Annotated in this window: 20 protein-coding genes; 3 read left to right on the forward strand and 17 right to left on the reverse strand. The window is 72.2% G+C overall.

Annotation, left to right across the window (positions count from 1 at the left end; genetic code table 11):
• Window positions 1-34 precede the first annotated feature (34 nt).
• On the forward strand, window positions 35-484 hold the full coding sequence (locus OHA61_RS02630; RefSeq protein ID WP_406301484.1) for a nuclear transport factor 2 family protein: 450 nt from the start codon (window positions 35-37) through the stop codon (window positions 482-484).
• Window positions 485-494: 10 nt separating this feature from the next.
• Here OHA61_RS02630 and OHA61_RS02635 read toward each other — a convergent pair whose 3' ends face one another.
• The 9 genes from OHA61_RS02635 to OHA61_RS02675 all read right to left on the reverse strand — a co-directional run bounded on the left by OHA61_RS02635 (window position 495) and on the right by OHA61_RS02675 (window position 10229).
• Complete coding sequence (locus OHA61_RS02635) at window positions 495-911, reverse strand: pyridoxamine 5'-phosphate oxidase family protein (RefSeq protein WP_406301485.1); 417 nt, start codon at window positions 909-911, stop codon at window positions 495-497.
• A gap of 77 nt (window positions 912-988) precedes the next feature.
• The gene (locus OHA61_RS02640) at window positions 989-1117 is read right to left on the reverse strand and encodes a hypothetical protein (RefSeq protein WP_361914841.1); all 129 of its coding nucleotides are present in this window, start codon (window positions 1115-1117) and stop codon (window positions 989-991) included.
• 92 nt (window positions 1118-1209) lie between these two features.
• A complete protein-coding gene (locus OHA61_RS02645; RefSeq protein WP_406301486.1) occupies window positions 1210-2640 on the reverse strand; it encodes a condensation domain-containing protein in 1431 nt (476 codons plus the stop codon).
• A gap of 101 nt (window positions 2641-2741) precedes the next feature.
• Complete coding sequence (locus OHA61_RS02650) at window positions 2742-3572, reverse strand: 4'-phosphopantetheinyl transferase family protein (RefSeq protein WP_406301487.1); 831 nt, start codon at window positions 3570-3572, stop codon at window positions 2742-2744.
• Between the two features lie 59 nt (window positions 3573-3631).
• Window positions 3632-5398 carry an acyl-CoA dehydrogenase gene (locus OHA61_RS02655; RefSeq protein WP_406301488.1) on the reverse strand — a complete coding sequence of 589 codons (1767 nt, stop codon included), beginning with the start codon at window positions 5396-5398 and terminating at the stop codon, window positions 3632-3634.
• Window positions 5395-6348: an aromatase/cyclase gene (locus tag OHA61_RS02660; protein WP_406301489.1), complete on the reverse strand. Its 954-nt coding sequence runs from the start codon at window positions 6346-6348 to the stop codon at window positions 5395-5397. The genes OHA61_RS02655 and OHA61_RS02660 overlap by 4 nt, the downstream gene beginning before the upstream one ends.
• Window positions 6349-6499: 151 nt before the next feature.
• On the reverse strand, window positions 6500-8251 hold the full coding sequence (locus OHA61_RS02665) for an FAD-dependent oxidoreductase (RefSeq protein WP_406301490.1): 1752 nt from the start codon (window positions 8249-8251) through the stop codon (window positions 6500-6502).
• Window positions 8241-8558 (reverse strand): antibiotic biosynthesis monooxygenase family protein, encoded by a 318-nt coding sequence (locus tag OHA61_RS02670; protein WP_361914823.1) that lies wholly within the window; start codon window positions 8556-8558, stop codon window positions 8241-8243. The genes OHA61_RS02665 and OHA61_RS02670 overlap by 11 nt, the downstream gene beginning before the upstream one ends.
• A gap of 66 nt (window positions 8559-8624) precedes the next feature.
• Window positions 8625-10229: a class I adenylate-forming enzyme family protein gene (locus OHA61_RS02675; protein WP_406301492.1), complete on the reverse strand. Its 1605-nt coding sequence runs from the start codon at window positions 10227-10229 to the stop codon at window positions 8625-8627.
• A 118-nt stretch (window positions 10230-10347) separates the two neighbouring features.
• On the opposite strand from OHA61_RS02675, the gene OHA61_RS02680 reads away from it, so the two are divergent.
• Window positions 10348-10803: a nuclear transport factor 2 family protein gene (locus OHA61_RS02680; protein ID WP_406301493.1), complete on the forward strand. Its 456-nt coding sequence runs from the start codon at window positions 10348-10350 to the stop codon at window positions 10801-10803.
• 57 nt (window positions 10804-10860) lie between these two features.
• Here OHA61_RS02680 and OHA61_RS02685 read toward each other — a convergent pair whose 3' ends face one another.
• The gene (locus tag OHA61_RS02685; RefSeq protein ID WP_406301494.1) at window positions 10861-11781 is read right to left on the reverse strand and encodes an MBL fold metallo-hydrolase; all 921 of its coding nucleotides are present in this window, start codon (window positions 11779-11781) and stop codon (window positions 10861-10863) included.
• 447 nt (window positions 11782-12228) lie between these two features.
• Window positions 12229-13710 carry a hypothetical protein gene (locus OHA61_RS02690; RefSeq protein WP_406301495.1) on the reverse strand — a complete coding sequence of 494 codons (1482 nt, stop codon included), beginning with the start codon at window positions 13708-13710 and terminating at the stop codon, window positions 12229-12231.
• A 151-nt stretch (window positions 13711-13861) separates the two neighbouring features.
• Here OHA61_RS02690 and OHA61_RS02695 point away from each other — a divergent pair, with 151 nt between their 5' ends.
• Window positions 13862-14098 carry a DUF6059 family protein gene (locus tag OHA61_RS02695; RefSeq protein WP_324976312.1) on the forward strand — a complete coding sequence of 79 codons (237 nt, stop codon included), beginning with the start codon at window positions 13862-13864 and terminating at the stop codon, window positions 14096-14098.
• Here the strand turns inward: OHA61_RS02695 and OHA61_RS02700 are convergent.
• The 6 genes from OHA61_RS02700 to OHA61_RS02725 are packed head-to-tail and all read right to left on the reverse strand — an operon-like array spanning window position 14074 to window position 23348.
• A complete protein-coding gene (locus OHA61_RS02700; RefSeq protein ID WP_406301496.1) occupies window positions 14074-15171 on the reverse strand; it encodes a GntG family PLP-dependent aldolase in 1098 nt (365 codons plus the stop codon). The two genes, OHA61_RS02695 and OHA61_RS02700, sit on opposite strands and share 25 nt — an antisense overlap.
• Window positions 15168-16640, reverse strand: a complete 1473-nt coding sequence (locus OHA61_RS02705) for an aldehyde dehydrogenase family protein (RefSeq protein ID WP_406301497.1) — start codon at window positions 16638-16640, stop codon at window positions 15168-15170. The genes OHA61_RS02700 and OHA61_RS02705 overlap by 4 nt, the downstream gene beginning before the upstream one ends.
• Complete coding sequence (locus OHA61_RS02710) at window positions 16637-19531, reverse strand: asparagine synthase-related protein (RefSeq protein ID WP_406301498.1); 2895 nt, start codon at window positions 19529-19531, stop codon at window positions 16637-16639. Before OHA61_RS02710 ends, OHA61_RS02705 begins: the two co-directional genes overlap by 4 nt.
• Before the next feature lies 1 nt (window position 19532).
• On the reverse strand, window positions 19533-20549 hold the full coding sequence (locus OHA61_RS02715) for an alpha/beta hydrolase-fold protein (RefSeq protein WP_406301499.1): 1017 nt from the start codon (window positions 20547-20549) through the stop codon (window positions 19533-19535).
• Window positions 20542-21981, reverse strand: a complete 1440-nt coding sequence (locus OHA61_RS02720) for an MBL fold metallo-hydrolase (RefSeq protein WP_406301500.1) — start codon at window positions 21979-21981, stop codon at window positions 20542-20544. Before OHA61_RS02720 ends, OHA61_RS02715 begins: the two co-directional genes overlap by 8 nt.
• A complete protein-coding gene (locus tag OHA61_RS02725; RefSeq protein WP_406301501.1) occupies window positions 21978-23348 on the reverse strand; it encodes a formylglycine-generating enzyme family protein in 1371 nt (456 codons plus the stop codon). Before OHA61_RS02725 ends, OHA61_RS02720 begins: the two co-directional genes overlap by 4 nt.
• Between the last annotated feature and the right edge of the window lie 170 nt (window positions 23349-23518).

Below are 23518 nucleotides of genomic sequence, written 5' to 3' on the forward strand. Positions count from 1 at the left end.
TGGTCCGCGAGAAGAACTGCGGTCATGCTCAGGCATGACCTCAACTCGATCCACCGCCGAAATAGGCTCACTTCTTCACCGTTATCTGGTCGGTCTCGACGACGAGAAACTCGACGACGACTGGGCGAAAAGGCTGTTCACCGACGATGCGGTCGTCGAGTTCCCGATGAGCCGGCACGAAGGGATCGACGGGCTCGCCGCCTATCACCGCAGCGCGCTTGCGGCCTTCGAGCGGACGCAGCACCTGGGCTCGCCGGCCGTCGTCGAAGTCGACGGTGAGCGGGCCCGGCTGCGGGCCAACCTCATCTCGACCCATGTCCATCTGCCGGACCAGGCGCTGCCGGACGGCGAGCTGCCGCCGCTGTTCGCCACCGGCACGTTCGTGACCGGCGAAGCCCGCCGTACGAGCGAGGGCTGGCGGCTGAGCCTGCTGTCGTTCCGCCTGATCTGGGCCACCGGGAACCCGCCCGCACCGCGTACGTGAGACGGCGGCCTCACAGATTGAGGCTCAGCACCCGGTCGACCGCGATCTCGACGACCACGCGGTCGGCCGGGCTGGGCGGCGAGGACCAGTAGCGCCTGGCGTAGCGCCGCACACCTTCGGCCACGCGGCGGGGGTCCTCACTGACGGTGGCAGTGCCTTCGAGCGTGACCCAGCTGAAGCCGTCCACCTGGCACAGCGCGACCCGGCTGCCCGGGGCGGCGATCAGATTCCTGGCCTTGCGCGAGGAGGCGACCGTCAGGACCCGGGCGAGCCCGGTCCCGGCGTCCCAGGTGAACCGTACGGGCGCGGCATGGAGGGATCCGTCGGGCCGCAGTGTGGTCAGCGTGCCGACGTGCGGCGCGGCCAGGAATTCCTCGGCCTGGCGCGGCATCGCCGGGATGTCCGTACGTGCTCCGGAGCGCGGCATGGCGTCTTCCCCCTCGTGATTCGACTGCCGGGCAGTGTGCCGGGGCGCGCTCGAATCGCGGTGTACCGGCGGGGCGTTCAGTCGATGCCCCGGACGATGTGCGGCTCGGGCGGTTCGTCCTCGTCGACGCCGGCGAGCCGGGGCGCCGGAGCCAGGGACACCAGGTCGCGTGCGGGGCGTTCGCGCTCTTGCCTGTCGTCGTGCATGAGCTCCTCCTGGGGATCGCTCGGACCACTCCTCCGGTTCGATCGGACCAGGGTGTCAAGATCTGCTCGAGAGCGGCTGGAGCCGCCGGGACTCAGTCCACGGGGGGTTGTTCCGCGAGCAGATGAAGGACGTCGCCGACGGTCGTGTCGTCGGCTGTCCGGGGCAGCTCTCGCAGCAATCGCGCGCACTCGCAAAGGAGTTGGTCGGCATCGGCGTCGGCGATTTTGGCGCGGTCGTGCACGGCGGTGAGGGAGAGGCCGCCGTCCGCGTCACGGCGGGCGAGCAGGACGACGGGGTACGCGGCGGGCGCGCCGACGGCGCCGGGCGGCGAGACACGGATGTCCTGGGCGGCGAGAGCCGTCTCGAGGCCGTCGGCCATCCGCGGATAGTGCGCGAAGACGAGGACGCTGTCGAGGAGTTGCCCGGCGGCCGGACGGCCGCTCCATGCGTGGATCTGCTCCAGCGACACCCATTCGTACGCGGCCATGTCCAGTGTCAGGTCGCGCAGTTGGGCCAGCAGCAGCGCCACGCCCTGCGCCGGGTCGACCTGGATGGTCATCGGCAGCACGTTCATGAGCAGTCCGGGAAGCCGTTCGGCGACGTCCAGGGGGATGCCGCGGCCGGACACGGCCACGCCGAAGCCCACCGGCACCGGGCCGCGGGCGCCACCGGCCCAGTACAGGAGGATCGCCCAGACGGCCTGCAGAGCTCCGGCCTCGGTGGCGGCGTGGCCCGCCGCCCAGGTGCGCAACCGTTCGGCCTCGTCGGCGCCGAGCCGTGCCGCGGCGCGGCCCCGGCCGCTGTGGCCGGTGGCCGGACCCGGCCGGACCGGGGTGAGCGCCGGCGCGATGCCGGTCAGTGCCCGGGACCAGAACTCCCGGGCCGGGCCGGTGTCCTGAGCCGCCAGCCAGCGGGTGTAGTCACGGATGTCGGGGCGGCGCTCGCCGCCGGGCAGCTCGCCCCCGGCGAGGTAGGCGCGGTAGAACTCCTGCAGGAGGACGACGACGCTCCAGCCGTCCAGCAGGACGTGGTGATGGGTGAGCAGGACCCTAGTGGTGGCGGAGCCGTGGCCCGCCGGGACCGGGGGCTCGTCGACGAGCGTGATCCGCAGCAGGCCCGGGCGGCCGAGGTCGAAGCCGCGCACCCGGTCGCGTTCGACGAGCTCGTCCCAGGCGACGGTGCCCGCGGTGTGCCGGACGACCTCGGCACTGGCGTTCTCGTACAGGACGATACGGGGCTCGCCCCGCAGGTCGAATGCCGCGCGCAGCACGCTCTCGCGGTCGAAGACGGCCTGCCAGGCGCTGGTGAACCTGCGGGTGTCCAGCGGGCCGTGCCAGCGCCAGACAAGCTGCTCGACGTAGCGGCCGGTGCCAGGGTGGGCGATCGCGTCCCGCAGCAGGCTGTGCTGCTGCGGGGTGAGGGGGACCGAGTCGGGCCCATCGGGAGCGCCGGCCGACCGCACGGTGCCGTCCGGGGTGTCGTCGGGCAGTAGCGGGCCGTCGCCATGGGGCTCCTTCGTCATGGGACGTCTCCTGGTTCCTCGGCCGGACGGATACGGTGCTCCCGGGCTGAGGATGCCCCGCACCGCTGCCGCGGGGCTGATACGCCGCTGACGCGGGGTCATCACCCCGCTGCGTCGCCCTCCCTGGTGCTCTGCGTCATCGCCGCCAGGAACCCCTCGTCCAGCATGGTGCGCACCGAGGTGTCGCCCGCCGGGTCGAGGCCGGCGTCGTGGCAGGCGATGCTGATCAGATAGCGGCCGAGCGCCAGATGCGTGGCAAAGCCCCATTCGCCGCGGGAGCCCGCGCTGCCGTCGGGGGCGCGCAGCCGTCCGCCGCGCAGACCGAAGCCGAATTCGGTGAACCCCAGCCGCATGCCCTGGCCCAGCGCCTTGGTGTAGGCCTCCTTCAAGGTCCACAACCGCAGGGCCTGTGCGCTCTGTTCGTCCTGCGGGAAGGAGTCGAGCTCGGCCGCCTCGGCCGGGGTGCACATCTGGGACCTCAGCAGGTCCAGCCGCAGCGGGCGGCCCACCGGTTCCGCGTCCACGCCGATGCGGCCGATCCGGCTCAGCGCGACCACGATGAGCTCGCCGGTGTGCGTCAGGCTCACCTCGATCTGGTCGAAGCCGCGCAGATACGGGCGGCCACCGAGCCGGTAGGCCAGGTCGAGGGACGCGGGCGGCGTGCACAGCGCCGCGCCCGCCGCGTACTTGATCAGCAGGCGGGCGGCCGCGAAGCGATAGCGCACCGTGGCATCGGTCGTGCGGCGGTAGCGGGTCCAGTCGTGGCCGAGCAGCCGGCGCAGCCCTGGTGTGGTGAGTACGGCGGGCAGCCACTCCCCCCATGTCGTGTACACCACCGCGCTGCCTGTCTCCGTCAGGTTCCGGTGCACGGCGTGCCACGGCCCTTCGGGCTGCGGCACATGGACCGGTGCGGCGATCGTCGGCTCGTCCATGGTCGTCCTCCCCTCGTCCCCAAAGTCCCCTGTGTGGCGGCGAGTTGCCTCGGCAGGGGTCATCCGGCGAGCTGCGTGGCGTACAGGTCGAAACTGAGGCCGTCCCGGTAGCGCTCCAGCACCTCGGCTACGACGGTGCCGGTGACCTGGTCGGGCAGTTCGGGCACCGGCAGGCCCAGCCTGCGGCCGATCCGGCTCAGGGCGAGCACCGCCCAGGACGGGTCGTCGAGGAAGGAGCCGGTGCCGTCCTGGCCCTGCCGGACACCCAGGCAGGACGCGGCGGCGAGCAGGAGTGCGTAGCGGTCGGCCAGGACGCACGCCTTCGGGTCGGCGAACAGCGCCCGGCCGCGGCCGGGCAGCGCTGCGCATTCCTCGCGCAGCGCGCGCACCTCCTGGACGAACGATTCGGCAAGATCCGACAGTGCCGCCCAGACCGGTCCGGCCGAGCGCAGCGGGCCGAGACGTTCGGCGACGGCGACCAGCGCCGCGGTGATCCGGTCCTCGGTTCCCAAGACCGTCAGCCTGCGGTAGTCGAACGGCGGCAACGGGGCCCCGGGCCGGAACAGCTCGGCGGGCGGCTCGGGCGAGTGGAACCAGGAGGTGCGTGCCAGAGCGCGCAGTTGGGGCACCAGGACCGCCTGGCAGGCGGCGGTGCCCGCATGTCCGAGACCGGCCACCGGCAGGTCCCGCACCAGTTTCTGGAATCCGCCGTAGCGCGGTCCGCGATCGTAGCCGCGGGCACCGAGCGCGGTGGCCAGTTCCTCCAGGTCCTCGCGGAGCAGGTCGGGCATCGTGTACTTGACGGCCGCCGCGAGCAGATGGGCACTGTCGGGCAGCAGGCTCAGGGAGCGCAGCCCGGTGACGGCCATGCTGTCGCAGGCCAGCAGATCCGCGAACACCCCCGCGAGCACCCGGTGCCAGCGACGGGCCGGCAGTCCCTTCGGGCGGTTCTCGGTGGCTGCCCGCACGGCGTGCCGCAGGACGCTGTCCACCCCTGCGATCACCACGCCGGGGATCAGGCAGCGGTTGACCTGGAAGGTGCGCAGGGCGAGCAGAACACCCTCGCCGAGGCCGCCAACGAGACTGTCCTGCGGCACGGGGCAGTCGGCGAACGCGATTCCGGAGAAGCGGCTGCCGCGCATGCCTGCGGTGTCGACGCGCGCGAGGCGCCGCAAACCGCCGGGCGGAAGCCGCTGTGGATCGAGCAGCAGCACGGAATGGCTGCCCGGGCCGGTGGTCGGCGCGGTGCGGGCGTACATGACGAAGACGTCGGCCCGGTCGGCGTTGATGACGACGTCCTTGCGGCCACCGAGCGTGAAGCCGCCGCCGGGGGCGGGGCGTGCGGTGAACTCGTCGCGCAGGATGGCGTTCGCGTGCGCGAGTTCCCGGTGCAGGATGGAGGCGCGGCCGCCGTCGAGCAGCAGCCGTGCGGTGTCCGTGCGCTGGCGGGCATCGCCCTCGGCCCACACGGCGGATGCCGCGAACAGCGACGTGATGCCGAAACCGAAGCCGAGGGCGGCATCGCGCCGGAAGACCGGGCGCAGGATGCGGGCCAGGTCGTCCGCTCGGGCCAGCCTGCCGCCGAGGTCCCGGGGCACGAACTCGGCGGCGAGGTGGGCATCGGCCAGCAACTGCTCGGTGGCTTCGGGCACCTCACGCCGTTCGTCCGCCCTCAGCAGTGCCGTGTGGCCGTGCGGGTTGGCGGGATCGAACGGGTCGCCGAGCAGTGCTTCCAGGCGCGCGGCCCGCTCAGGAGCGTTGGCCGGGGGGCCGGCAGCACTGGGCTGCCGGCCGGCAGTCGTGCCGAAAGGGGCGATTTTGGTCACAGGACCCGGACCGCACTCTCCGCATGCTGCTTGGCCAGCGCCAGCATGAGGGTGCCGGCCCGGCCGAGGTCCTCGCGCACCCGGCGGCGGGCCGCGGCCAGGCCGGCGCCCTCGCCGAGCACCGGCTCGACGTCCGCCTCGTTCAGGACGACTTGATGCTGCGCGGTGACCGTCACACCCGTCGCGTCGGGTTCGACCGACCACTCCCCGGTGTGGGCCGCCATCAGGGCGGGTGGCGCCGTCTGCTTGTAGACGATGCGCCCGGCGTGCGGGAAGCAGATCCGCACCGATTCGGTGGTGTGGATCGCGCCGTCGGCGCCGGACGCGTCCATGGACATCACCTGCACGCCCGGCGCCTGTTCGGTCAGCTCGACGCGGCGCACATGCGGGGCGAGCTCCGGCCAGTCGCCGGCCCGGTAGAGGAAGTCGTAGACGAGCTCGGCAGGACCGTTGACCCGTACGGAGTCCTCGAAGAGGAGCACCAGGTCGTCCAGGCGCGTCCACTTCTCGGCCATGCCCTTGAGACTGTCCAGCTGGGCACGGCTGTTGGTGTCGGTCGCCCGCTGCACCCAGGCCACCGTCTCGGCCGCGTCCCCGGGGACGACGAAGTCGTGCAGCAGGGTCAGCTGCGAGCCGCCGCCGCGCGCCTCGACGATCCAGGTTCCGCCCATGGCCTCGACGGACGAGGCGGGTACCTGCTGACGGAAGTCCACCCGGCGCAGCTCCGGGTCGAGCGACCGGACCGAGGTCCATGACGTGACCGAGCCGTTGGCGGTGGCCCAGATGCGCAGGCGCTCGTGGGTTCCGTCGAATTCGAGCTGCTCGACATGGATGCTGGGCGGGAAGAACACCGGCCACCGTACGGTGTCGGCGATCAGCCCGTACAGCACTCCGGCCGGAGCGGCCACCTCGACCCGGTGGCTCGTACGGTGCACGCGCGTGTCCGACATGTGCAACACCCCTCTCGCGTCGGATGAGTTCGCCGGAGCGGGGGCGGGCGTCACCGAGCCCGCCGGGGACGTCCGGCTCGTCCCGGCCGGTGCGCGGGGCGGCGCCCGGCCGGGTTCGCGGCCTGTGCGCACCCCGGTTGCAGTCGGCTCGTCAACGGGTGTCTCTGTCCGCGAAGGCCACGGTTTTTACCTTGCCATTGACCATGTCTCGACCGGGTCGAAGAACGGACGAGGACGGCTCAAGCACCAGTGGAGGGCCACCGGCGGGCGTCAGCGAAACCCGCTGGGAGCGATCCAGCCGCAGCGCGGTGAGCGCTTCGTCGAGGGTCCTACGGCTCAACAGGGCGCCGTGCGCGGCGAGATAGCCGTCGGGCCTGATGAGCGCCCAGCCGCCCGGCACGAGGCCCAGCGCGGCGCACAGGGCTCCGTCCGGATCGGGCAGCGGGGCCGGGCCGGCCCAGCCGTACCCGCCCACTGTGCGCACGGACAGCCAGGCGCCGTGCCGGGCGGCCGCGTCGGCGGCCGCCTGTGCGGGTTCACCGGTCCGGCCGCGGCCGTCGGCTGCGGCCAGCAGGGTCCAGCGCACGTCGCGCAGTTCCTCGCTCAGGGCGCGCCCTCCCGCGGTCTGCGGATCCCCGGCGGTGGCGAAGGCGACGCGGTGTCCGGGGCGGCAGTGCGGGAGGGGCCCCGGCCGGCCGGAGGGCTGGAGGCTCAGGGAACTGCGCGCATAGTGCAGGCGCAGCCCCGACATGGAGCCGAGCACCTGGCGCTGGATGGCTCGGCGCAGCGCCGGGACCCTGCGTACGACGGCGAAGACGGCGGGCAGCGCCACCGAGGCGAGGATGTTCTTGAACTGGACGAGGAACGTGGCCGTGCGGGTGGAGCCGAGCAGTTCACGCCCGACGGGAACCCGCTCCTGGCTGTAGGTGTCCAGCAACTCCCGTCCGGCATGGCCCTGTTCGACCATGGCGAGCTTCCAGGCGAGGTTGTACGCCTCCTGGATGCCGGTGTTCATTCCCTGGCCGGAGGCCGGGCTGTGCACATGTGCGGCGTCGCCGGCGACGAAGACACGGCCTTCGTGCATGCGCGGGACCATGCGCTGCTGGAAGGTGAATACCGACGTCCACTCGGGTTCGCCGACCCGCACCTCATGGCCGAGCCCGCGGGAGAGACGGGCGGAGAAGCGCTCGGCCGCGTCCCGCTCACCGTGTTGGCCGGGTGCCGTCTCCAGCAGGCGCCAGCGCCCCTGGCTCGCGTAGGGCACCATCATCATGGCCCCGGTGGCGGTGTGCACCCAGTAGATGCTGTCGGGCGGCAGGTCCGTGGTGACCGGTGCGTCGGCGAGCATCCAGGTGTCGCGGCTCTCGCCGATCAGCGGCAGCCCGAGCCCTTTGCGTACCGTGCTGTGCCCGCCGTCGCAGCCGATGAGCCAGGGCACCTCGCACAGCTCCTCGGCGCCGTCGGACCGCCGCAGAACGGCTCGTACCGACGTCTCGTCCTGCTCGAAGGACACCAGACGAACCCCCCACTCGACCTCGACGCCGAGCCGGGCGGCAGCCGCGCGCAGCACGGCCTCCGTGCGGGTCTGCTCGATGATGACGGTGTACGGGTACCGCGTGGGCATCGAGGCGTAGTCGGCGTCGAGCCTGACCAGGCGGCGGCCCTTTGCGTACATGGTGAACGCCTCGTTGCGGCGCCCCTGTTCGAGGATCGGGCCGACCGTGCCCATCTGGTCGAAGGTCTCCAGGGTGCGCGGGTGGACGGCAACGGCCCGGCTGGTGCGGGCCGGGCCCGCCGCGGCGTCGACCAGGCGCACGCGCAGACCGCGACGGGCGAGTTCGTGGGCCGCGCTCAGGCCGACGGGACCGGCGCCGACGACCAGGACCTGAACGTCACCGGACACCGGCTGCCTCCGGACCGGCCTGGTCCTGCGCGTCCACCGGCTCGTACATGCCGGGCTCGGCACTCACCAGCGGCCTCAGCTCGGCCAGCAGCTGCTGGAAGCCTTCGGTGGCGAAGGCCGTGCGGTGGGCCGCGGCGTCCTGCCAGGTCGCGATCTCCAGGTAGACATGTCCTTCGCCGAGCCGGCGCAGGTGCTGGTGGCCGACATAGCCGGGCTGGGCCGCCATGTAGGCCGTGAGCCGGTTCCTGACGGCCAGGAAGGTCTCGTGGTCGCCGTGCACGGTCAGCTTGTTGACGAAGGTCGCCATGTCCTGCCTCCTGCGGGTCGGTGGTGCGCGATGGGTGGGCGTACGAGGCTCATGCACCGGGCGGGCTCAGGCGGCGCTTTCGGCGGCGGCCCGGGCGCGCAACTCTTGTCTCAGCTCCAGCCGCCGGGGTTTGCCGACGGGAGTGCGCGGGACGGCGTCGAGCGTCTCGACGCGGCGGATCTGCTCGAAGGACGCCAGCTGGGCGTTGGCCTTCTCGGTGATCGAGTCCAGGATGTCGAGCACGGAGCACCAGCGCTGTCCGGCATCCTCGTGCAGCACGATGCCCGCCCAGACGACGGCGCCGTGCACAGGGTCGGGCCAGCCGGAGACGACGCAGTCGGCCACGCGCGGGTCCTCGGCGAGGATCCGCTCGACGGCGGTCGGCGAGACGAGCTCGTTGTCGTACTTGAACACGTCCCCGAGCCGGTCCACCAGGAACAGCGCACCGTCCTCGTTGAGGTAGCCGACGTCGCCGGTGGCGAACCAGCCGTCCGCGTCCGTCCGGGAGGGCTCGTTCTCGTCCAGGTATCCGGCCATCAGCTGCGGCCCGCGCACGTGCACCTCGCCGGTCGCGTACACGCCGACGTCTTCCCCCGTCCCGAGGTCCACGATGCGGCATTCGGTGCCGGGCACGGCAGGCCCGACGCAGCCCCTGCGCGATCCGTCCCCGGGCCGCTGGCTGTGGGACAGCGGGGAGAGTTCGGCCAGGCCGTAGCCCTGGATGACGGGGACGCCGAGCAGATCGCGCAGTCGCCGGGCGGTGGCGTCGGCGAGCGCGTTGCCGCCGGAGAGCACGGCGGTCAGTCTCGGTCCGGCGGGCACGCCTTCCGGGCGCCCCTCAAGGCGCGGGTCGTCGGCCAGCCGGTGCAGTCGTGCGGGCAGCCCGTAGTAGTGGGTGGCGCCCGTGCGGGCGGCCAGCGCCAGCGAGGCCACCGGGTCGGGATCGCGGCACAGGATCTGCGTGGCGCCCGCGTACAGCGCCGAGTTGAGGTGCATCACGTGATAGAGCGGCAGATGGTTGAGGGTCACGGACTGGGGGCCCAGGGCGTGGGCATGGACGGTCTGTGCCGCGTTCGCCACCAGGTTGCGGTGGGTCAGGCGCACCCCCTTGGGCCGGCCCGTGGTGCCGGTGGTGAACTGCACACAGGCGATGGCGCCGGGGGCCGCGGCGCCCCGGCGGCGCCCGCCCGGACCTTCGGGCACCGCGTCGAGGGCTGCCTGCAGCGGCACCGCGTCGGCCGGGACCACACCGTCCTCGGCGTCGGTGACCACGATCGTGCGCAGCTTCGGCAGTGACTCCCGCAGTTTCACCAGGAGTTCGGCCGTCGCCGTCGGTACGAAGGCCACCTCGATGCCCGCCGCTGCGAAGACGTGGTGCAACACCGCTTCTCTGATCAGCGGGTTGACGAGCACGGCGACACTGCCGCCGCGCACGGTGCCGTAGAAGGCGGCGGGGAAGGCGGGGTCGAGGACGTTGGCCACACCGACCGCCGCCTCGCGCCGGCCGACCGTGTGCTCCAGGTAGCGGGCGATGCGGTCGGCTCGGTCGTCGAGTTCGGCGTGGTCGACGGTGCCCGACTCGGTGACCAGGGCGGCTCTGCCGGGGTGGCGGATGGCGGCCCGGCGCAGCAGCCCGTCCAGCGGCAGTTCTGGATAGGTGAACGACGGCATGGGACCTCCTGCTCCCGACGGCTGGGCCCTCACGGTCGGCCGGGGTGCTTGAGGAATCTTCGAAGGCGGCTCGATCGGCGTCCTGGACAGTGGCGCCAACCGACGGAACGGAGACGCCATGACTGTGCGGAGCGAGGCCAAGGCCCTGCGGCCCACCGACGCGTTCGCAGCCCTCTATGCGCAGGTGCAGCAGTTCTACGCACACCAGATGCAGTTGCTGGACGCCGGCGAGGCCGAGCGGTGGGCGGCCACCTTCACCGAGGACGCCCGCTTCGACGTACCGACGCTGCCTAAGCCGGTGCACGGCCGCCCCGGTCTGGTCACCGCCGCGCAACGCAGCGCCGACGCTCTCGCCGAGGCGGGTGAGCGGCACCGCCACTTCATCGGCATGCTCGATCTCACCGAGCGCCCGGACGGGGTGCTGGACGTACGTGCCTACACGATCGTGTACGCCTCCAGGATCGGCGGCGGCTGCCGGGTGCACCGGGTGTGTGTCTGCACCGATGTGCTGGTGCGCAGCGGCGACGAGCTGCATGTGCGCACGCGCATGGTCACCCGCGACGATTTCCCGTAAGCGGTCATGAATCGGCACCCCGGGCCGTGGTGCTCGGGGTGCCGGTCGGGCGGGCAGTCAGGCGTGGCAGTCGGGCAGCCGGCCGTGGTAGTCGATCATTTCCCCGAACAGGGCGCCCACGTCCAGCGGGGAGCCGGGAGCCGCGCCCCGCACCTCGGCATAGGCCCGGGCCAGATTGGGCACCAGGCGCTCCGGGTCGATCAGTTCGGCGTACGGTCCCAGGTCGGTCTCACGCGCGAGCTGCAGCGGGGTCAGACCGGCCCCGATTCCCCGCTCGGCCAGCCGCTGGATCCAGCGGAAGTACGCCTCGTTGGCGTCGAACAGGCCGGGGCCGCCGACCGGTCCGTGTCCCGGCACCACCACCTCGGCTCCGAGGGCGCGCAGCCGGTCCAGGGCGTCGAGCGACCCGGAGACCGAGCCCATGACGCAGAAGGGCGTGACGCCCGCCATCAGCACGTCGCCGGTGAACAGCACCCGCTGTTCGGGCAGCCAGACGACCGTGTCGTTGGTGGTGTGCGCGGCCGGGCCGATGTGCAGCAGCTCGACGCGTACGCCGCCGATGTGCAGGGTCAGCGCGTCGCGGTAGGTCACCTGGGGCAGCGCCAGTTCGAGATCGCCCCAGCACACGTCCGGCCACAGCCCGGCCAGGTGCAGTCCGTGTTCCGCCATGTCGCTGCGGGTGCCTTCGTGGGCGACGATCAGGGCTTCGGGGAAGACGAAGTTGCCGAAGACGTGATCGCCGTGGAAGTGGGTGTTGACCAGGGTGCGCGGCGGCGTGGGCACGCGGCGCAGCACCGCCTCGCGCAGCCGCCGGGCGCGGCGCTCGGTCGCCACGGTGTCGATGAGCACGCTCTGTCCGTCGTCGCCGACGATGAGGCCCGCGTTGTTCAGGCACCAGCCGCCGGGCGGCTGCAGGTAGGCGAAGACCCCGTCTGCGACCTCCTGCGTCCGCAGGGCGCCGGTGACTGTCGCGGTCATCGCGGCCTCACCCCCACGCCGGGGACAGCGGGCCGATCGGCCTCTCCCGCACTTGTGTAGGTCACCACACCCGTCACGGCGCCAACTCCCGTCGCCTCGGCCCGGAATGCGGCCCGGAACGCCGCGGCCCGGGCCTGCTGGCCTGCAGCGTGACCGCCCAGCCTGGGAGCCGCCTCGAAGACAACTGGACCCGAGTGATGTCACCGCCGCCTCCAGCAGTGCTCCAGCCGGTGCGGGAAAGCTGATCCCGGAGGATCTCGTCGTGGGATACGGCGAGCTGCGGCCGGAAAGCCGCCCGTGACCGGCGTTCCTGACGGAGCGCCAGGCGCGTGGCACCGGGGAGCGTCCCCCCTTCCCGACGCCGCGTGCCACCACCCGGCCGCCCCCGTGGCTCCTGACGACCACGCGGGCGGCCGGATCTGTGCACCGCGCCGTCGCCCGCGCCGTTCATGCCGCAGCCCCCACCGGTACGAGGAAACCCGGACGCCGCCCGCCACGGCCCGTACGACCCGGCGCCGCCAGCGCTCCCAGAAACGCGGCGGCCGTATCGGTGCTCGTCAGGGCGTTCAGCAGCAGCGCCCATGCCTCTTCCCGCTGGGCCCAGCCGTTGCCGAAACGGCCGGTGAGAGCGTCGCGTACAGCTCCGTGCCAGGGCCCGGCCGCCAGGTGGGAACGCCGGTTCAGGATGCGGGGCTGGCGCAGCAGCAGCAGCTCGGGCGCCATCCGCAGCCCCGTCCGCTCGGCGACCGATGCCGCAGCGTCGAGTGCGCCGTCCGCGCTGCGGCATTCGCCGATGGCCGCGTCCAGAGCCAGGTCCACCGCCGACAGCCCACGGCAGAAGCGCTCGTGCTCGGCGAGGAACCGGGCCGCGGACACCGCGGTGTGCTCCTCCAGGCCGAGCCCGACGAGCAGCTCGGGCGAGTGGACCCGGTGCACGAGCAGCTGGGCCCAGCCCGCGGAGCGCAGGGGGTCGAGGGTCCACCGTTCGGCCAGAGGCGCGTGCTTGGGGCGTAACGCGTGTTCCGTCAGGGCGGCTATGTGCCGCTGCAGTTGCCGCACCGTGGCGGGGGTGACATGTGTGGGCGCGGACAGCAGCGAGAAGCCCGGCATGCGGACGGGCGTGGCCCGCGGCACGGTGCCGGGCCTCCGGATCAGCTTGACCTTGTGGGTGGGCGGCAGCAGTCCGTGGCCACGGGCCTCTGCGACGAGGCCGGCGAGCAGTTCGTTCAGCCGGGGCAGCCCGTGCCCCGCCGGTGCGGCGGATCGGCACAACGGCTCACCGTGCATCAGCCAGCGCCAGTTGTGCTCAGCGGCGCCGTCGCGTACTCCCGCCGTACGCGCCCAGGATTGGGCGATCGGAGCCAAGTCCGGTACGGGTTCTGACACTTCGGCCAGCAGGCGCAGTGTGCCGGGCGGCAGCGGGCGGAGCCGGCCGGTGGACCACCAGGGCTGTCCGTCGGCGGCGCGACGGCGAGCTGACAGCCACTGCCAGGTGGCCTCCACGAGCTCACCGGCCTCAGCGCGCTGTCGTGCGCAGGAAGCCAGGCGGGTGTCCTCGTCGGCCTCCAGGGCGAATACCGCGGAAGCGGTCGGCGGTGCGGTGTCGCCGGTCAGTTCGGCGACCAGCCGGGTCAGCCCCAGAAAGGCGATCTCGTCGCCGAGCCGACGGGCACGCCGCACGGCGGGCTCGGGGTCGCACCCGGCCAGCCCGGCGCCTTCCAGCTGCAGATCGGCCAGCAGATCCTCGATGTCTTCGACCGTGGCGCCCTCGTCGCCACCCGGGACGGACAGCTCGGCGAAGGCTCCGAAGTTCTCGTCCTCGGGATGCACGACGGCTTCGTCGAAGCCGTCGATCCCCAGGCCCGCCCGGGCGTGCGCGGTCGAAACCCTGCGCCCCTGCGGCCACTTCCTGCTCTGGTCACGGGTCATCGTCGTCCCTCCTCCCGCCCCGGCGCCGGGCCCGGCGGGTGCTCAGAAGTGTGTGGCGGTGTGTTCGAGCCGGGCTCGACCCCGTCTCGAAGCTGTGCCGAGCGGCGGGCCGGACAGTGACGGGAACCGGCCGGTCCGCGACGAGGGAGTGATGTCAGACGTGAAAGCCTCCTTCATCCGCCGCATGCTCACCGCTCTGTGCCGCGGTCTGGTGGCTCTGGGCATGCAGCACACGGGCGGGGAGCCGCGGCACCCGTACCCTCCGCTGCCGCCCGAGCGGGCCCCCGAGCTCAAGGGCCCGCCCGAGCGCCACCCGGAGATGCTCCGCCCGGACATTCCGCTGAGCCCGCTGGAGCAGGCGCTTCAGCGGGAGCTCGAAGCGGGCTGAACAACGCTCGCGGAGGCGGTCCGCGCTCCGGCCAGTGCGTGGACCACGTGCGGCACCGCCGCGGCCTCGTGCTCGTGGTGCACGACGAAGCGGACCCGGCCGTGGTCGAGGGGCAGCACCAGTACCCCTCGTGCCGCCAGCCGCCGCCGCAACTCGGCGGCGTCGAGCCCCGCCAGTCGGACCGTCACGATGTTCGTCCGCCGGGGCGGCATGTCAACGTCCGCACCCCGCACCGAAGCAAGTCCGGCCGCCAGCACGCCAGCCAGCGCGTGGTCGTCTGCCAGCCGGGGCACCCGGCGCAGGGCCACAAGCCCCGCGGCTGCCACAACGCCCGCCTGGTGCATGGTGCCGCCGAGCTGCAGGCGCAGCTCACGCGAGCGGTCCACGAAGGCGGCGCTCCCGCACAGCAGCGAGCCGACCGGTGCGCCCAGGCCTTTGGCCAGGCAGAAGGTGACACTGTCCGCGGCGGCCGCCAGAGTCTGTACGGATACCTGCCGGGCGACCGCCGCGTTGGCGAGGCGTGCACCGTCGAGGTGGACATGCGCCCCGTACCGCCGGGCGAGGGCGGCCAGGCTCCAGGTCGTCGCCGCGTCCAGGGCGTTGCCCGTCTGGAGCATGCAGGTGTTCTCCAGGGAGACGATCAGCGACTGCCCTCGTCCGTCGTCGAGTGCCCGGGTGAACGCGGCCGGCTCGGGGCTCCCGTCGTCGCACTGCGCCACCCCGACGAGCCGTACGCCGCCGAAACGGCGCATGGCCACGCTCTCGAAGCGGGCGATGTGGGTGTCCTCGCCGGTGACGAGGCGCGTGTGCGCGGCATGTACAACCGGCGGGTCGGGCGGGTCGGGTGCGGCGGCCAGGACCGCGACGACGTTGGCCATGGTGCTGCTCGGCAGGAACAGCGCCGCTTGTTTGCCGGTGAGCCGGGCGCCGTCCGCCTCCAGCTCCAGAACGGTCGGGTCGTCCCCGTACGCGTCGTCTCCCACCTCGGCCTCGGCCATGGCGGCCCGCATCGCCGCGTCGGGACGCGTGCGGGTGTCGCTGCGGAAGTCGAGGCACAGTGGCTGGTCGTTCACCGGCCCGCCTCCGGCAGGTGCGGCTGCCCGGCGTGGGCGATCCACACAGCGCGGGTGTGGGTGTACTGGTCGGCGGCGTGCACGCCGAGTTCGCGGCCGTAGCCGCTGTGGCCCATACCCCCGACGCTGATGGTCTCGTCCGTGTCGCCCCAGGTGTTGAACCAGAGCAGTCCGGCCCGCAGTTGCCGGGCCAGCCGCTCGGTACGGCCGCTGTCCGCGGTCCACACAGAGGCGGACAGGCCGTAGTCGGTGTCGTGGGCCAGGCTCAGCGCTTCGTCCTCGGTGCGGAAGGTCCTTACCGCGAGCACCGGGCCGAACAGCTCCTCGCGCCAGGCCTGCCCGGTCGTGGCCACCTGGTCGAGGACGACCGGACGGACGTAGAAGCCCTGACCGCACGCATCCGTAAGACTCGGCTGCAGCTCGCTGCGGCCGGGCGGGAGGAGCGCGGTAGCGCCCTGTGCCACGGCCTCGTCGACGGCCGCGGCTACCCGGTCCACGGCCTGCCGGGTGATCAGCGGCCCGAGCTGCGTGCCGGGGTCGTCGGTCGGGCCCAGGGTCCGTGAGCCCGCCCGGGCGGCGATCTCCCGTACGAAGTCGGTGTGCACGGACTCATGGACGACGAGCCGGGAGGCGGCGACGCACATCTGGCCGGAGTTGCCGGTGAATGCCTCCACGGCCGCCTCGGCGGCCGCGTCCAGATCTGCGTCGGGGAAGACCACGAGCGGGTTCTTGCCGCCGAGTTCGAGCGAGACGCGCTTGACTCCGGCCGCGCAGCGCCGTGCCACATCCCGCCCGGCGGCCGTGGAGCCGGTGAAGGAGACCGCGGCGATGCCGGGCAGTTCACACAACAGCTGCCCGACCTCGCTGCCGCCGTAGACGGCGCCGAGCACATGGGGCGGCAGGACTTCCTCGGCCGTCTCGACCAACAGGCGTACGGACAGCGGGGTTTCGGGCGCGGGCTTGACGACCACGGCGTTGCCGTACGCCAGGGCGGCGGCGGCTTTCCAGGAGGCCATGAGCAGCGGGTAGTTGGCGGGGCAGATGGCGGCGCACACGCCCAGCGGCACCCGGTCCGTATAGGCGCGCAGGCCCGGCGCGGACGGGTGCACCTCGCCCGCGGGGTGCAGCGCCGCATGGGCGAACCAGCGGAACGCGCGGACGGCGAAGTCCACTTCCCCGCCCACACGTCCGACGGGCTTGCCCGCGCCCCGGCGCTCCAACTCGATGAATTCCTCCCGTCGCTCCTGGACGAGATCCGCGAGCCGGTGCAGGCGCTCGGAGCGGTGGCGGGGTCCGGCCGTGTTCCAGGCGACCTGGGCTGTGGCGGCGCGCCGTACCGTCCGGGTGCACTCGTCCGCCGCGCTGTCGGGCAGGACGTCGAAGCACTCCCCGGTGGACGGGTCGTACAGCGGTCGCCCGTGGCGATTGCCCGGCGGGGCGGCGATCAGCGAGTCGGCCGGGGAGCTCACAGCGCGGCCCCCCGACCCGCAAGTGGGGAGCAGGACAGCAGGGTGTCCAGGCAGCCGAGGGCGAACTCCTTGTCCATGCCCTGCCCGGCGCTGCTCAGTAGTTTGCCCTCCACCCCCAGGGCCGGGTCCTGCCAGACGGCGTCGAACGGGCCGACCGCCGGATCCACGAAGGCGATATGCACGGACCGGCCCCGGACCCGGGTCTCCTGCGTACGGGCCGGGTGCTTCTCGCGCTCCGGCGGGTAGGGCATCCGTCCGGCGCCCAAGCGCAGCAGGACCAGCCGCAGCTCGCCTCCGCCCGCCTGATTCGTGTAGATCACTTCGAGTTCCCGCGCGCCCTCCCCGCCGGTGAAGACCGCCGCGCTGTCCGCTGCGAAGCCGCCCAGTTCGCCGGGAAGGAACTGAGCCGCGAGAAAGGTGGGGAGTTCCGCGGTGGGCACCCAGTCCCCCTCGTGCGGGCGATCGCGCCGGTGGAAGTAGTACAGCCCGGTCGGCACCGAAATCATGTCGGTGGCGTGCCTGGCCCAGTACGAGAGTTCACTGAACGGCGTACGCACGATGCGCGCCGGGGCCTCCGCGTCGGCCGGCCGCAGCGCCCGGTACAGCTCCACCAGCTCCTCGTCGGTGAACTCACCTTCCAGCACGGACAGTTCGACCGTCGTACGGCTCATGCGCGCGGAGGCGGCGCGGTGCCCGAGGTAGTCGGTGCCCAGCCAGACCACACGCCCCGCACCGATCGGGAAGGCACGGGTCTCACTGCCCCACAGGCAGGGGTGGTCGGCGGCGGGGAAGGCCCAGTCGTACAGGAACTGCTTGAGCCGCAGCCGGCGCCCGCCGCCGCTGATCTCGGTGCGGTACGCGGCCGGGTTGGCGTCGGACCACGGGGTGCGGCCGGCGCTCGCGTCGGTGCGGCCCGGAGGGGCCTCCTTGCGCAGGGTGCCGACAGCTGCGTCGCAGCCGCCGGGCAGCTCGGCGGGGTGCCACAGCGTGAAGTTGCACCACGGCTGGGCCTGTTGGGGTGCCGTCCGTGGCGGCGCGTCCTCCAGTTCGGCCGCCTCGGCGACCGTGCTCCATTGCCAGATATGGGTCGACGCCATGGGTGTTTCTCCTTCTACAGGGGGGGTGGGCTCCGGCGTCCGCAGCCGCTCCAGCCACGCGGAGCTGGAGGCCAGGAACATCAACTCCCCTGCCCCCAGGGCATCGTGCAGGTGTCCGGGCAAGCCGGTGAGTCCGAACGGCAGTCCCTGCTCGGCTGCCAGGTTCCGCAACGCCTGCTCGTAGACGGGGTCGGTGGGCGAGGGGAAACCCTGCTTGCGGCGCTGGACGACGGCGGGCGGCAGCAGGGTGCCGAGCGCGGTCTTCAGCAGTTCCTTGTGGCGGCCGGGCACCCAGGGGCTCTTGAGATGTTCCGGGCAGCGGAAGGCGAGTTCGGCCAGGGTGACGTCCTGGAAGACGGGCCGGTCCTCGAGTGTGTACGTCGAGGAGGTGAGGTCCACCATGTCGTTGACGTAGACGAGGAAGCGGCGCATCAGATGGTGTCTGCCGCGCTTGAGCGGGTCGAGGGTGTCCAAAGCCCGGTACTCCCTGAGCACTCTGTCCCACACCCGCTGCCTGATGTCGTCCATGTCGACGCCGAGTTCGCGTGCCAGCCACTCGATCAGTTCGCCCCACAGCGGGCGTTCGTCGCGGTGGAGGCGGTGGGTGAGGTAGTGGCGGCCGTGTACATGGGTCGCGGCCGCCGGGTCGACGACGGGGAAGTAGCCGCCGTCCTGGTAGCCCCACATCTCGTCGGCCCCGTGGCCGGAGTAGACAACGACCTGGCCCTCGGCGGAGATGCGCCGGTAGAGCTGGTACATGGCGAGTTCGGCGCCGTGCAGAAGCGGCCGATTGAGCCGGTGCGCGACCTCCGGGACGAGGGTGACCGCGTCGCGGCGGGACAGCTCGCACACGGTGAGCGGGACGCCGTGGGCACCGGAAACCAGACGGGCGTGGTCGACGTCGCTGCCGGAGCCGCCGATGCCGTCCTCGTAGTGGGCGACATAGGGGGCCACCTCGACTCCCTTGCTGTGCAGCGCCGAGAAGATCGCCGAGCTGTCGACTCCGCCGCTGAGCACCGCGGCCCGGGGCACGTCGGCCACCGAACGCAGGGCGACGGCACGGTCGAAGGCGGCGCGGATCTCCTCGGCGCCCACCACCTCGTCGGACGGCTCGGGCTGCCAGTAGCGGCGAAGGCGCACCCGGGGCGCATCCACGACCAGGTACTCGGCGGGCTGGAGCGCGCGGATGCCGGACAGCCAGGTGTGTTCGTCCGCCGCGTCCATCCGCACCCAGGAGCGCAGCACGAACTCGGCGGGGTCGACCTTGGGCCGGATCAGCCCGGTGGCGAGCAGGGCCTGGGCCTCGGAGGCGAAGAGCAGCCCGTCGTCGGTGTAGCAGTAGTGGAGCGGCTTGACGCCGAAGTGGTCGCGGGCCAGGACGGTGCGCCGGGTGCGGGTGTCGTGCCAGGCGAGCGCGAACATGCCGTCCAGGCTGCTCAGTACGGCCGCTTCGTCGGTGGCCCGGCTGACCTGTTGCAGGACGAATTCGGTGTCGCAGTGGGTGCGCCGTGGCCACGGCGCGGCCAGCGGTGCGCGGGAGGCGTACACCTCGCCGTTGTTGACCAGGACGAACCGCCCGTCGGGGTCTGCCATGGGCTGGTCTCCGGCGCCGGTCCTGTCCTGGACGGCGAGCCGGACGCAGGCGAGCATCGCCGCGCCCGACGGTGCCACCCAGGGGGCGGCCGCGGATTCGCCGCGGTGGGCCATCGCCTCGGTCATGGTGGTGCCGAGTGCCGTGAGCCACTGCCGCTCGCGCGGCGCTCCGAGCGGGATGAACCCTGCGATGCCGCACATGTCAGCGCCCTCCCGTGGTGACCGCCGCGGTGTTCCATACCCGGCCGAGGCGGGCCAGGGAGGTGGTGAAGCGATGCTCGATGCCGTGGTGTCCGCCGTCGTGCTCCTGGTATTCGTGTGCGACGCCGAGCTCCTGCAGGGTGGCGTGCAGTGCCCTGACGCCCCAGTGCATGTGGTAGTCGTCGCGGCTGCCGGTCTCCAGGTAGAGCAGTCGCAGCGCCCGCAGCCGTTCGGTGTGCGCGGCGGCGGTGCGTACGGGATCGTGCCGCAGCCAGCGCTCCCACACCTTGGGGCGGAAGAGCCCGGTGCGCGGATCGCAGGGCAGGGTCTGCGCGGCCGGAACACCTGGCTCGGGTGCGTAGCACATGCCCATGGCCAGCAGACTCATCGCGACCATGAACGCCACGTCGTGCGGCCCGCTGTACCGGCGGGCCAGGAACTCCTTGACGCCGCCCGCTGCTTCGATCGTGTCCAGTACGCCCGGGAGCAGCGGCAGATAGCAGTGCTCGAAGCCCGCGTCGGGGGTGTGGGCGAGTACCGCGCCGAAAAGGTCGGTTTGCATGGCGGCGATCAGGGCGCCGTAGCCGCCGCTCGACTTGCCCGCGACAGCGCGCCAGGCGGGCTCGGCCCGGGTGGCGAAGCGCCGGTCCACCTCGGCGACGATCTCGGTGAGGTGGGTGAGGTAGCGGCCGCAGCCCGGGGAGTCGATGTACTGCGAACCGCCGTACGCGGTCGTGCAGTCAGGCACCACCAGGAGCGCCGCGGGGATCTCGCCCCGCGCCATGGCCGCCTGGAGCCGGCCGGCCACCGAGTCGCCGAACGCCAGCGGGCGGTTGGTCAGGGTGGGGGCGGCGCCGAAGCCGGGCAGCCAGTAGACGACGGGGTGGCGCATGTCCTCCCGGTATCCCGGCGGCAGCAGCACCTCGATCCGCCGGGTGTACGGGTCCCCCAGCGGGTTGTCCCGCAGGCAGGTGCTGTGGTGGTCGACGACGACGCGCCGCCCGGGCATCTCACCCATCGCCGGGCCTGCCCAGGACCTGGTCCACATGCCGGGTGTAGTGGACGGGCTGGTGAAAGACGGCCGAGAGCAGATTGCTGTTGCTGGCCCACAGGCCGTACGAGCTGCCGTAGAGCAACTCGCTGTCCAGCAGGGCCTGCAGGGTGCTCGCGGCGATCTCTGTGTAGCCGGTGTCCTGGGTGAGGTGCTGTCGGGCGGGTCCGGGTCCCAGACGGACGACGCGGCCGGTCACCGGGTCCAGGAGGTGGCTGCGGGTGGCGCCGCTGCCCTCGCCGCCGTCCTCGTCGCCGCACTCGTCGCGGACCTCGTGCAGCGAGATGGTGTGGGTCGCGCCGCTGTCGATGGCGCGGTACCAGAAGTCGGTGCCGACGAGGCGTTCCATCAGGTCCGCGAGCAGGTCTTCGGCGCTGCGCGTCTGGCGGCCGTGGCGGTCGCGTTCGGGGGTGAACGGCGGGACGCCGGTGGCCTCGTCCAGACTCACCTCTGCGTAGACGGCCTCGAAGTCGTACCCCTTGGGCGCATGGGGGCCGTTGTGCAGTTCGGCACGGCCGTCGGCGACCTCGATGATCTGTCCGGGCCCCCACAGCAGACCGTCCTTGCTCAACTCGCGCAGGCGGCCGAGGGCTTGGTAGGGGGTGAGGGGAAAGATGGTGCGGTTGCACCAGGAGTAGTCCCGGTCACCGTCGCCGCTGACCTTCCAGCCGAAGGACGACGGGACGGTCAGGCCCGCGTTCAAGGTGGTCACGTAGCGGTCGAAGTTCGCAACCGCGCGGGCACGCACGGACTCGGTGTCGGCGAGCGGGCGGCGCTCGGTCAGCACACCGGGCGGCGACATGCTGTGCGCGGGCACGAAGGCAACGTCGATCCGGGGGGCGTCGGGGCGGGCGAAGTGCCGCACGGTCGACTCGTGCAGGATCGCGTCCCCGCACAGCATCACGGATGCCTCGCCGCTCTGCACCAGGATGCTCATCTCGGGGAAGGTGACGTCGGAGACGAAGGTGTGCAGGACTGTGTCGCCCACGCGCAGGGTGCTGCCGGGGGTGACGGGGGTCAGCCGTTCGAAGCCGAGGCGGCGCAGGGTCCATTCGATCGCCTGGTGGCCGAGTCCTGATCCGGTGAACCGGGGCGGGACGGGGCCGACGGGAAAGACGCAGTCCGTGTCCGGCGCGCGGTGCGGGCTGTCGTCGAAGTCGACCTCACTGTCCTCAAGGATCCGGGCCAGGGAGGGGAAGTGGTGGTGGTCGAAGTGGTGGTGGCTGAAGACTATGTGGTCCACGCCGCCGTCCAGGACGTCGAGCAGACCGTCGGGCAGGGCGGGATGGTGCTCCCAGAAGCGGTCCAGGCGCTGCGTGAGCCAGGGGTCGACCAGGATGCGCCGCTCGCCGGTCTCGATCAGGACGGCGGCATGCCCCAGGGATGTCAGCCGCATCATTGCGCCTCGTACACGCAGCGGAATCCGACCTCGTTGTGCAGGTCGGTGATCAGGTCCTTGCCCCGGTAGAAGGTGGTCAGGCACACCGGCGGCGAGGTCCAGGTGCCGCCGCGCAGCACATGGAAGGCTTCCTTGCGGTTCATGAACTCCATGGGGTGGCGCCCCTTGAAGAAGGGGTCCATGTCCTCGCCGGTGTAGTAGTTGGTGCGGGTCAGCTCCCATACGTTGCCGGACATCTGGAGCACGCCGTAGGGGCTGGCGCCCGCGGGCAGGCTGTCGGAGGCGAGCACCGGGTGGGGCGGGGTGTCGTCGGGGGTCGTGGTGACCAGCAGCGCTTCCAGCTCGTCCAGGTCGGCGACCGGCCGCCCGTAGGAGCGCTCGACGTAGTTCACCCGGTCCGGCTCGAAGCCGTCCCCCCACGGGTAGGCGCGGCCGTCGGTGCCGCGGGCCGCCTTCTCCCACTGCAGCTCGCTGGGCAGCGTGCCGCCTGCCCAGTTGGCGAAGGCCCAGGCGTCGTACCAGTCGAGGCCGACCACCGGCATGCCGGGCTCGTTGAAGCGGGCGTCGTGCCAGTGGGCCGGCTGGTGGTGGCGGCGCTCCTCGGGCTGGTCCGGGTGGTCGTACTCCCCCGTGTCCGAGGCCTTGTCCAGGAACTCGGCGTAGCGGGCGTTGGTGACGGTCGTCCGGTCGATGTGGAAGGCGGTCAGGGTCTCTGCGCGCAGCGGGTTGTCGCCCTGCTTCATACGGAAGGGCCCGCCGGCGGACGAGGCGGTACCGGCCAGGAAGGGGCCGGCGGGCACCAGCACGACGTCGTCGTTCAGGCGCGGACGGCGGGCGTGCGCGGCGACACGGGCCCGCATGTCCGTGAAGTACTCGTCCTCCAGGCGGCGCAGCTCCTGAGGGTCCCGGGTCCCGAAGATGGCGAGCAGGGCACGCTTGGTGAACGCGGCCCCGCAGCCGACCGGTTTACGGGCGTAGTCGTCGCGGGCGAAGTTGCTCGGCCATCCCGAGATACGGATCATGTCCGGCACGGCCGCGCGGATGCGATGTTCGGTCACCACCTTGAGCGCGGTGAACGCCACCCAGTCCACGGGGTCGTGGGTGGCGGCGGCGACCGCTTCGGCCGCGGTGGCGTCGTCGTGGTGGTGGGCGGCGAGAAGGCGTACGGCAGCGGCGCGCACCGGCCACTGCGGGTGCTTGACCGCGAGGCCGATGAGCAGGGGGATGCCGGCCCGGTCCCGGCCGCGACGGTCGGCGAGATCCACGACGGCTTCGACCGACGCCCAGTAGCGCGCGTCGTCCGAGTGGTCCACCTCGAGAAACTCCGGCGACAGCTCCACTGTCGCCGACGGAAGGTTGCCAACCACCAGATCTCTCCCTCAAGACGTTGTGAAGCCGCCCGCACTGTCGTACATGCGGGCGGCTTTTTAGGTATTTCGGGGTGCGTGGAACGGGTGGAGCGGAATTACCACTTCTCGATGCCCTGGCCGTTGTCACGCGACCCGATGAAGTCCTTCTCCATGAGAACCATCTCCTT

The organism is Streptomyces sp. NBC_00885 (assembly GCF_045207475.1).
In the GTDB taxonomy this organism is placed as follows: Bacteria; Actinomycetota; Actinomycetes; order Streptomycetales; family Streptomycetaceae; genus Streptomyces.

Excerpts from the sequence above, each read along its gene's own strand:
- OHA61_RS02640 (WP_361914841.1), bottom strand. The coding sequence starts at position 1,117 with ATGCACGACGACAGGCAAGAGCGCGAACGCCCCGCACGCGACCTGGTG.
- OHA61_RS02630 (WP_406301484.1), top strand. The coding sequence starts at position 35 with ATGACCTCAACTCGATCCACCGCCGAAATAGGCTCACTTCTTCACCGT.
- OHA61_RS02690 (WP_406301495.1), bottom strand. The coding sequence starts at position 13,710 with ATGACCCGTGACCAGAGCAGGAAGTGGCCGCAGGGGCGCAGGGTTTCG.
- OHA61_RS02645 (WP_406301486.1), bottom strand. The coding sequence starts at position 2,640 with ATGACGAAGGAGCCCCATGGCGACGGCCCGCTACTGCCCGACGACACC.
- OHA61_RS02650 (WP_406301487.1), bottom strand. The coding sequence starts at position 3,572 with ATGGACGAGCCGACGATCGCCGCACCGGTCCATGTGCCGCAGCCCGAA.
- OHA61_RS02715 (WP_406301499.1), bottom strand. The coding sequence starts at position 20,549 with ATGGGTGAGATGCCCGGGCGGCGCGTCGTCGTCGACCACCACAGCACC.
- OHA61_RS02710 (WP_406301498.1), bottom strand. The coding sequence starts at position 19,531 with ATGTGCGGCATCGCAGGGTTCATCCCGCTCGGAGCGCCGCGCGAGCGG.
- OHA61_RS02695 (WP_324976312.1), top strand. The coding sequence starts at position 13,862 with ATGTCAGACGTGAAAGCCTCCTTCATCCGCCGCATGCTCACCGCTCTG.
- OHA61_RS02685 (WP_406301494.1), bottom strand. The coding sequence starts at position 11,781 with ATGACCGCGACAGTCACCGGCGCCCTGCGGACGCAGGAGGTCGCAGAC.
- OHA61_RS02720 (WP_406301500.1), bottom strand. The coding sequence starts at position 21,981 with ATGATGCGGCTGACATCCCTGGGGCATGCCGCCGTCCTGATCGAGACC.
- OHA61_RS02675 (WP_406301492.1), bottom strand. The coding sequence starts at position 10,229 with ATGCCGTCGTTCACCTATCCAGAACTGCCGCTGGACGGGCTGCTGCGC.
- OHA61_RS02660 (WP_406301489.1), bottom strand. The coding sequence starts at position 6,348 with ATGTCGGACACGCGCGTGCACCGTACGAGCCACCGGGTCGAGGTGGCC.
- OHA61_RS02670 (WP_361914823.1), bottom strand. The coding sequence starts at position 8,558 with ATGGCGACCTTCGTCAACAAGCTGACCGTGCACGGCGACCACGAGACC.
- OHA61_RS02680 (WP_406301493.1), top strand. The coding sequence starts at position 10,348 with ATGACTGTGCGGAGCGAGGCCAAGGCCCTGCGGCCCACCGACGCGTTC.
- OHA61_RS02635 (WP_406301485.1), bottom strand. The coding sequence starts at position 911 with ATGCCGCGCTCCGGAGCACGTACGGACATCCCGGCGATGCCGCGCCAG.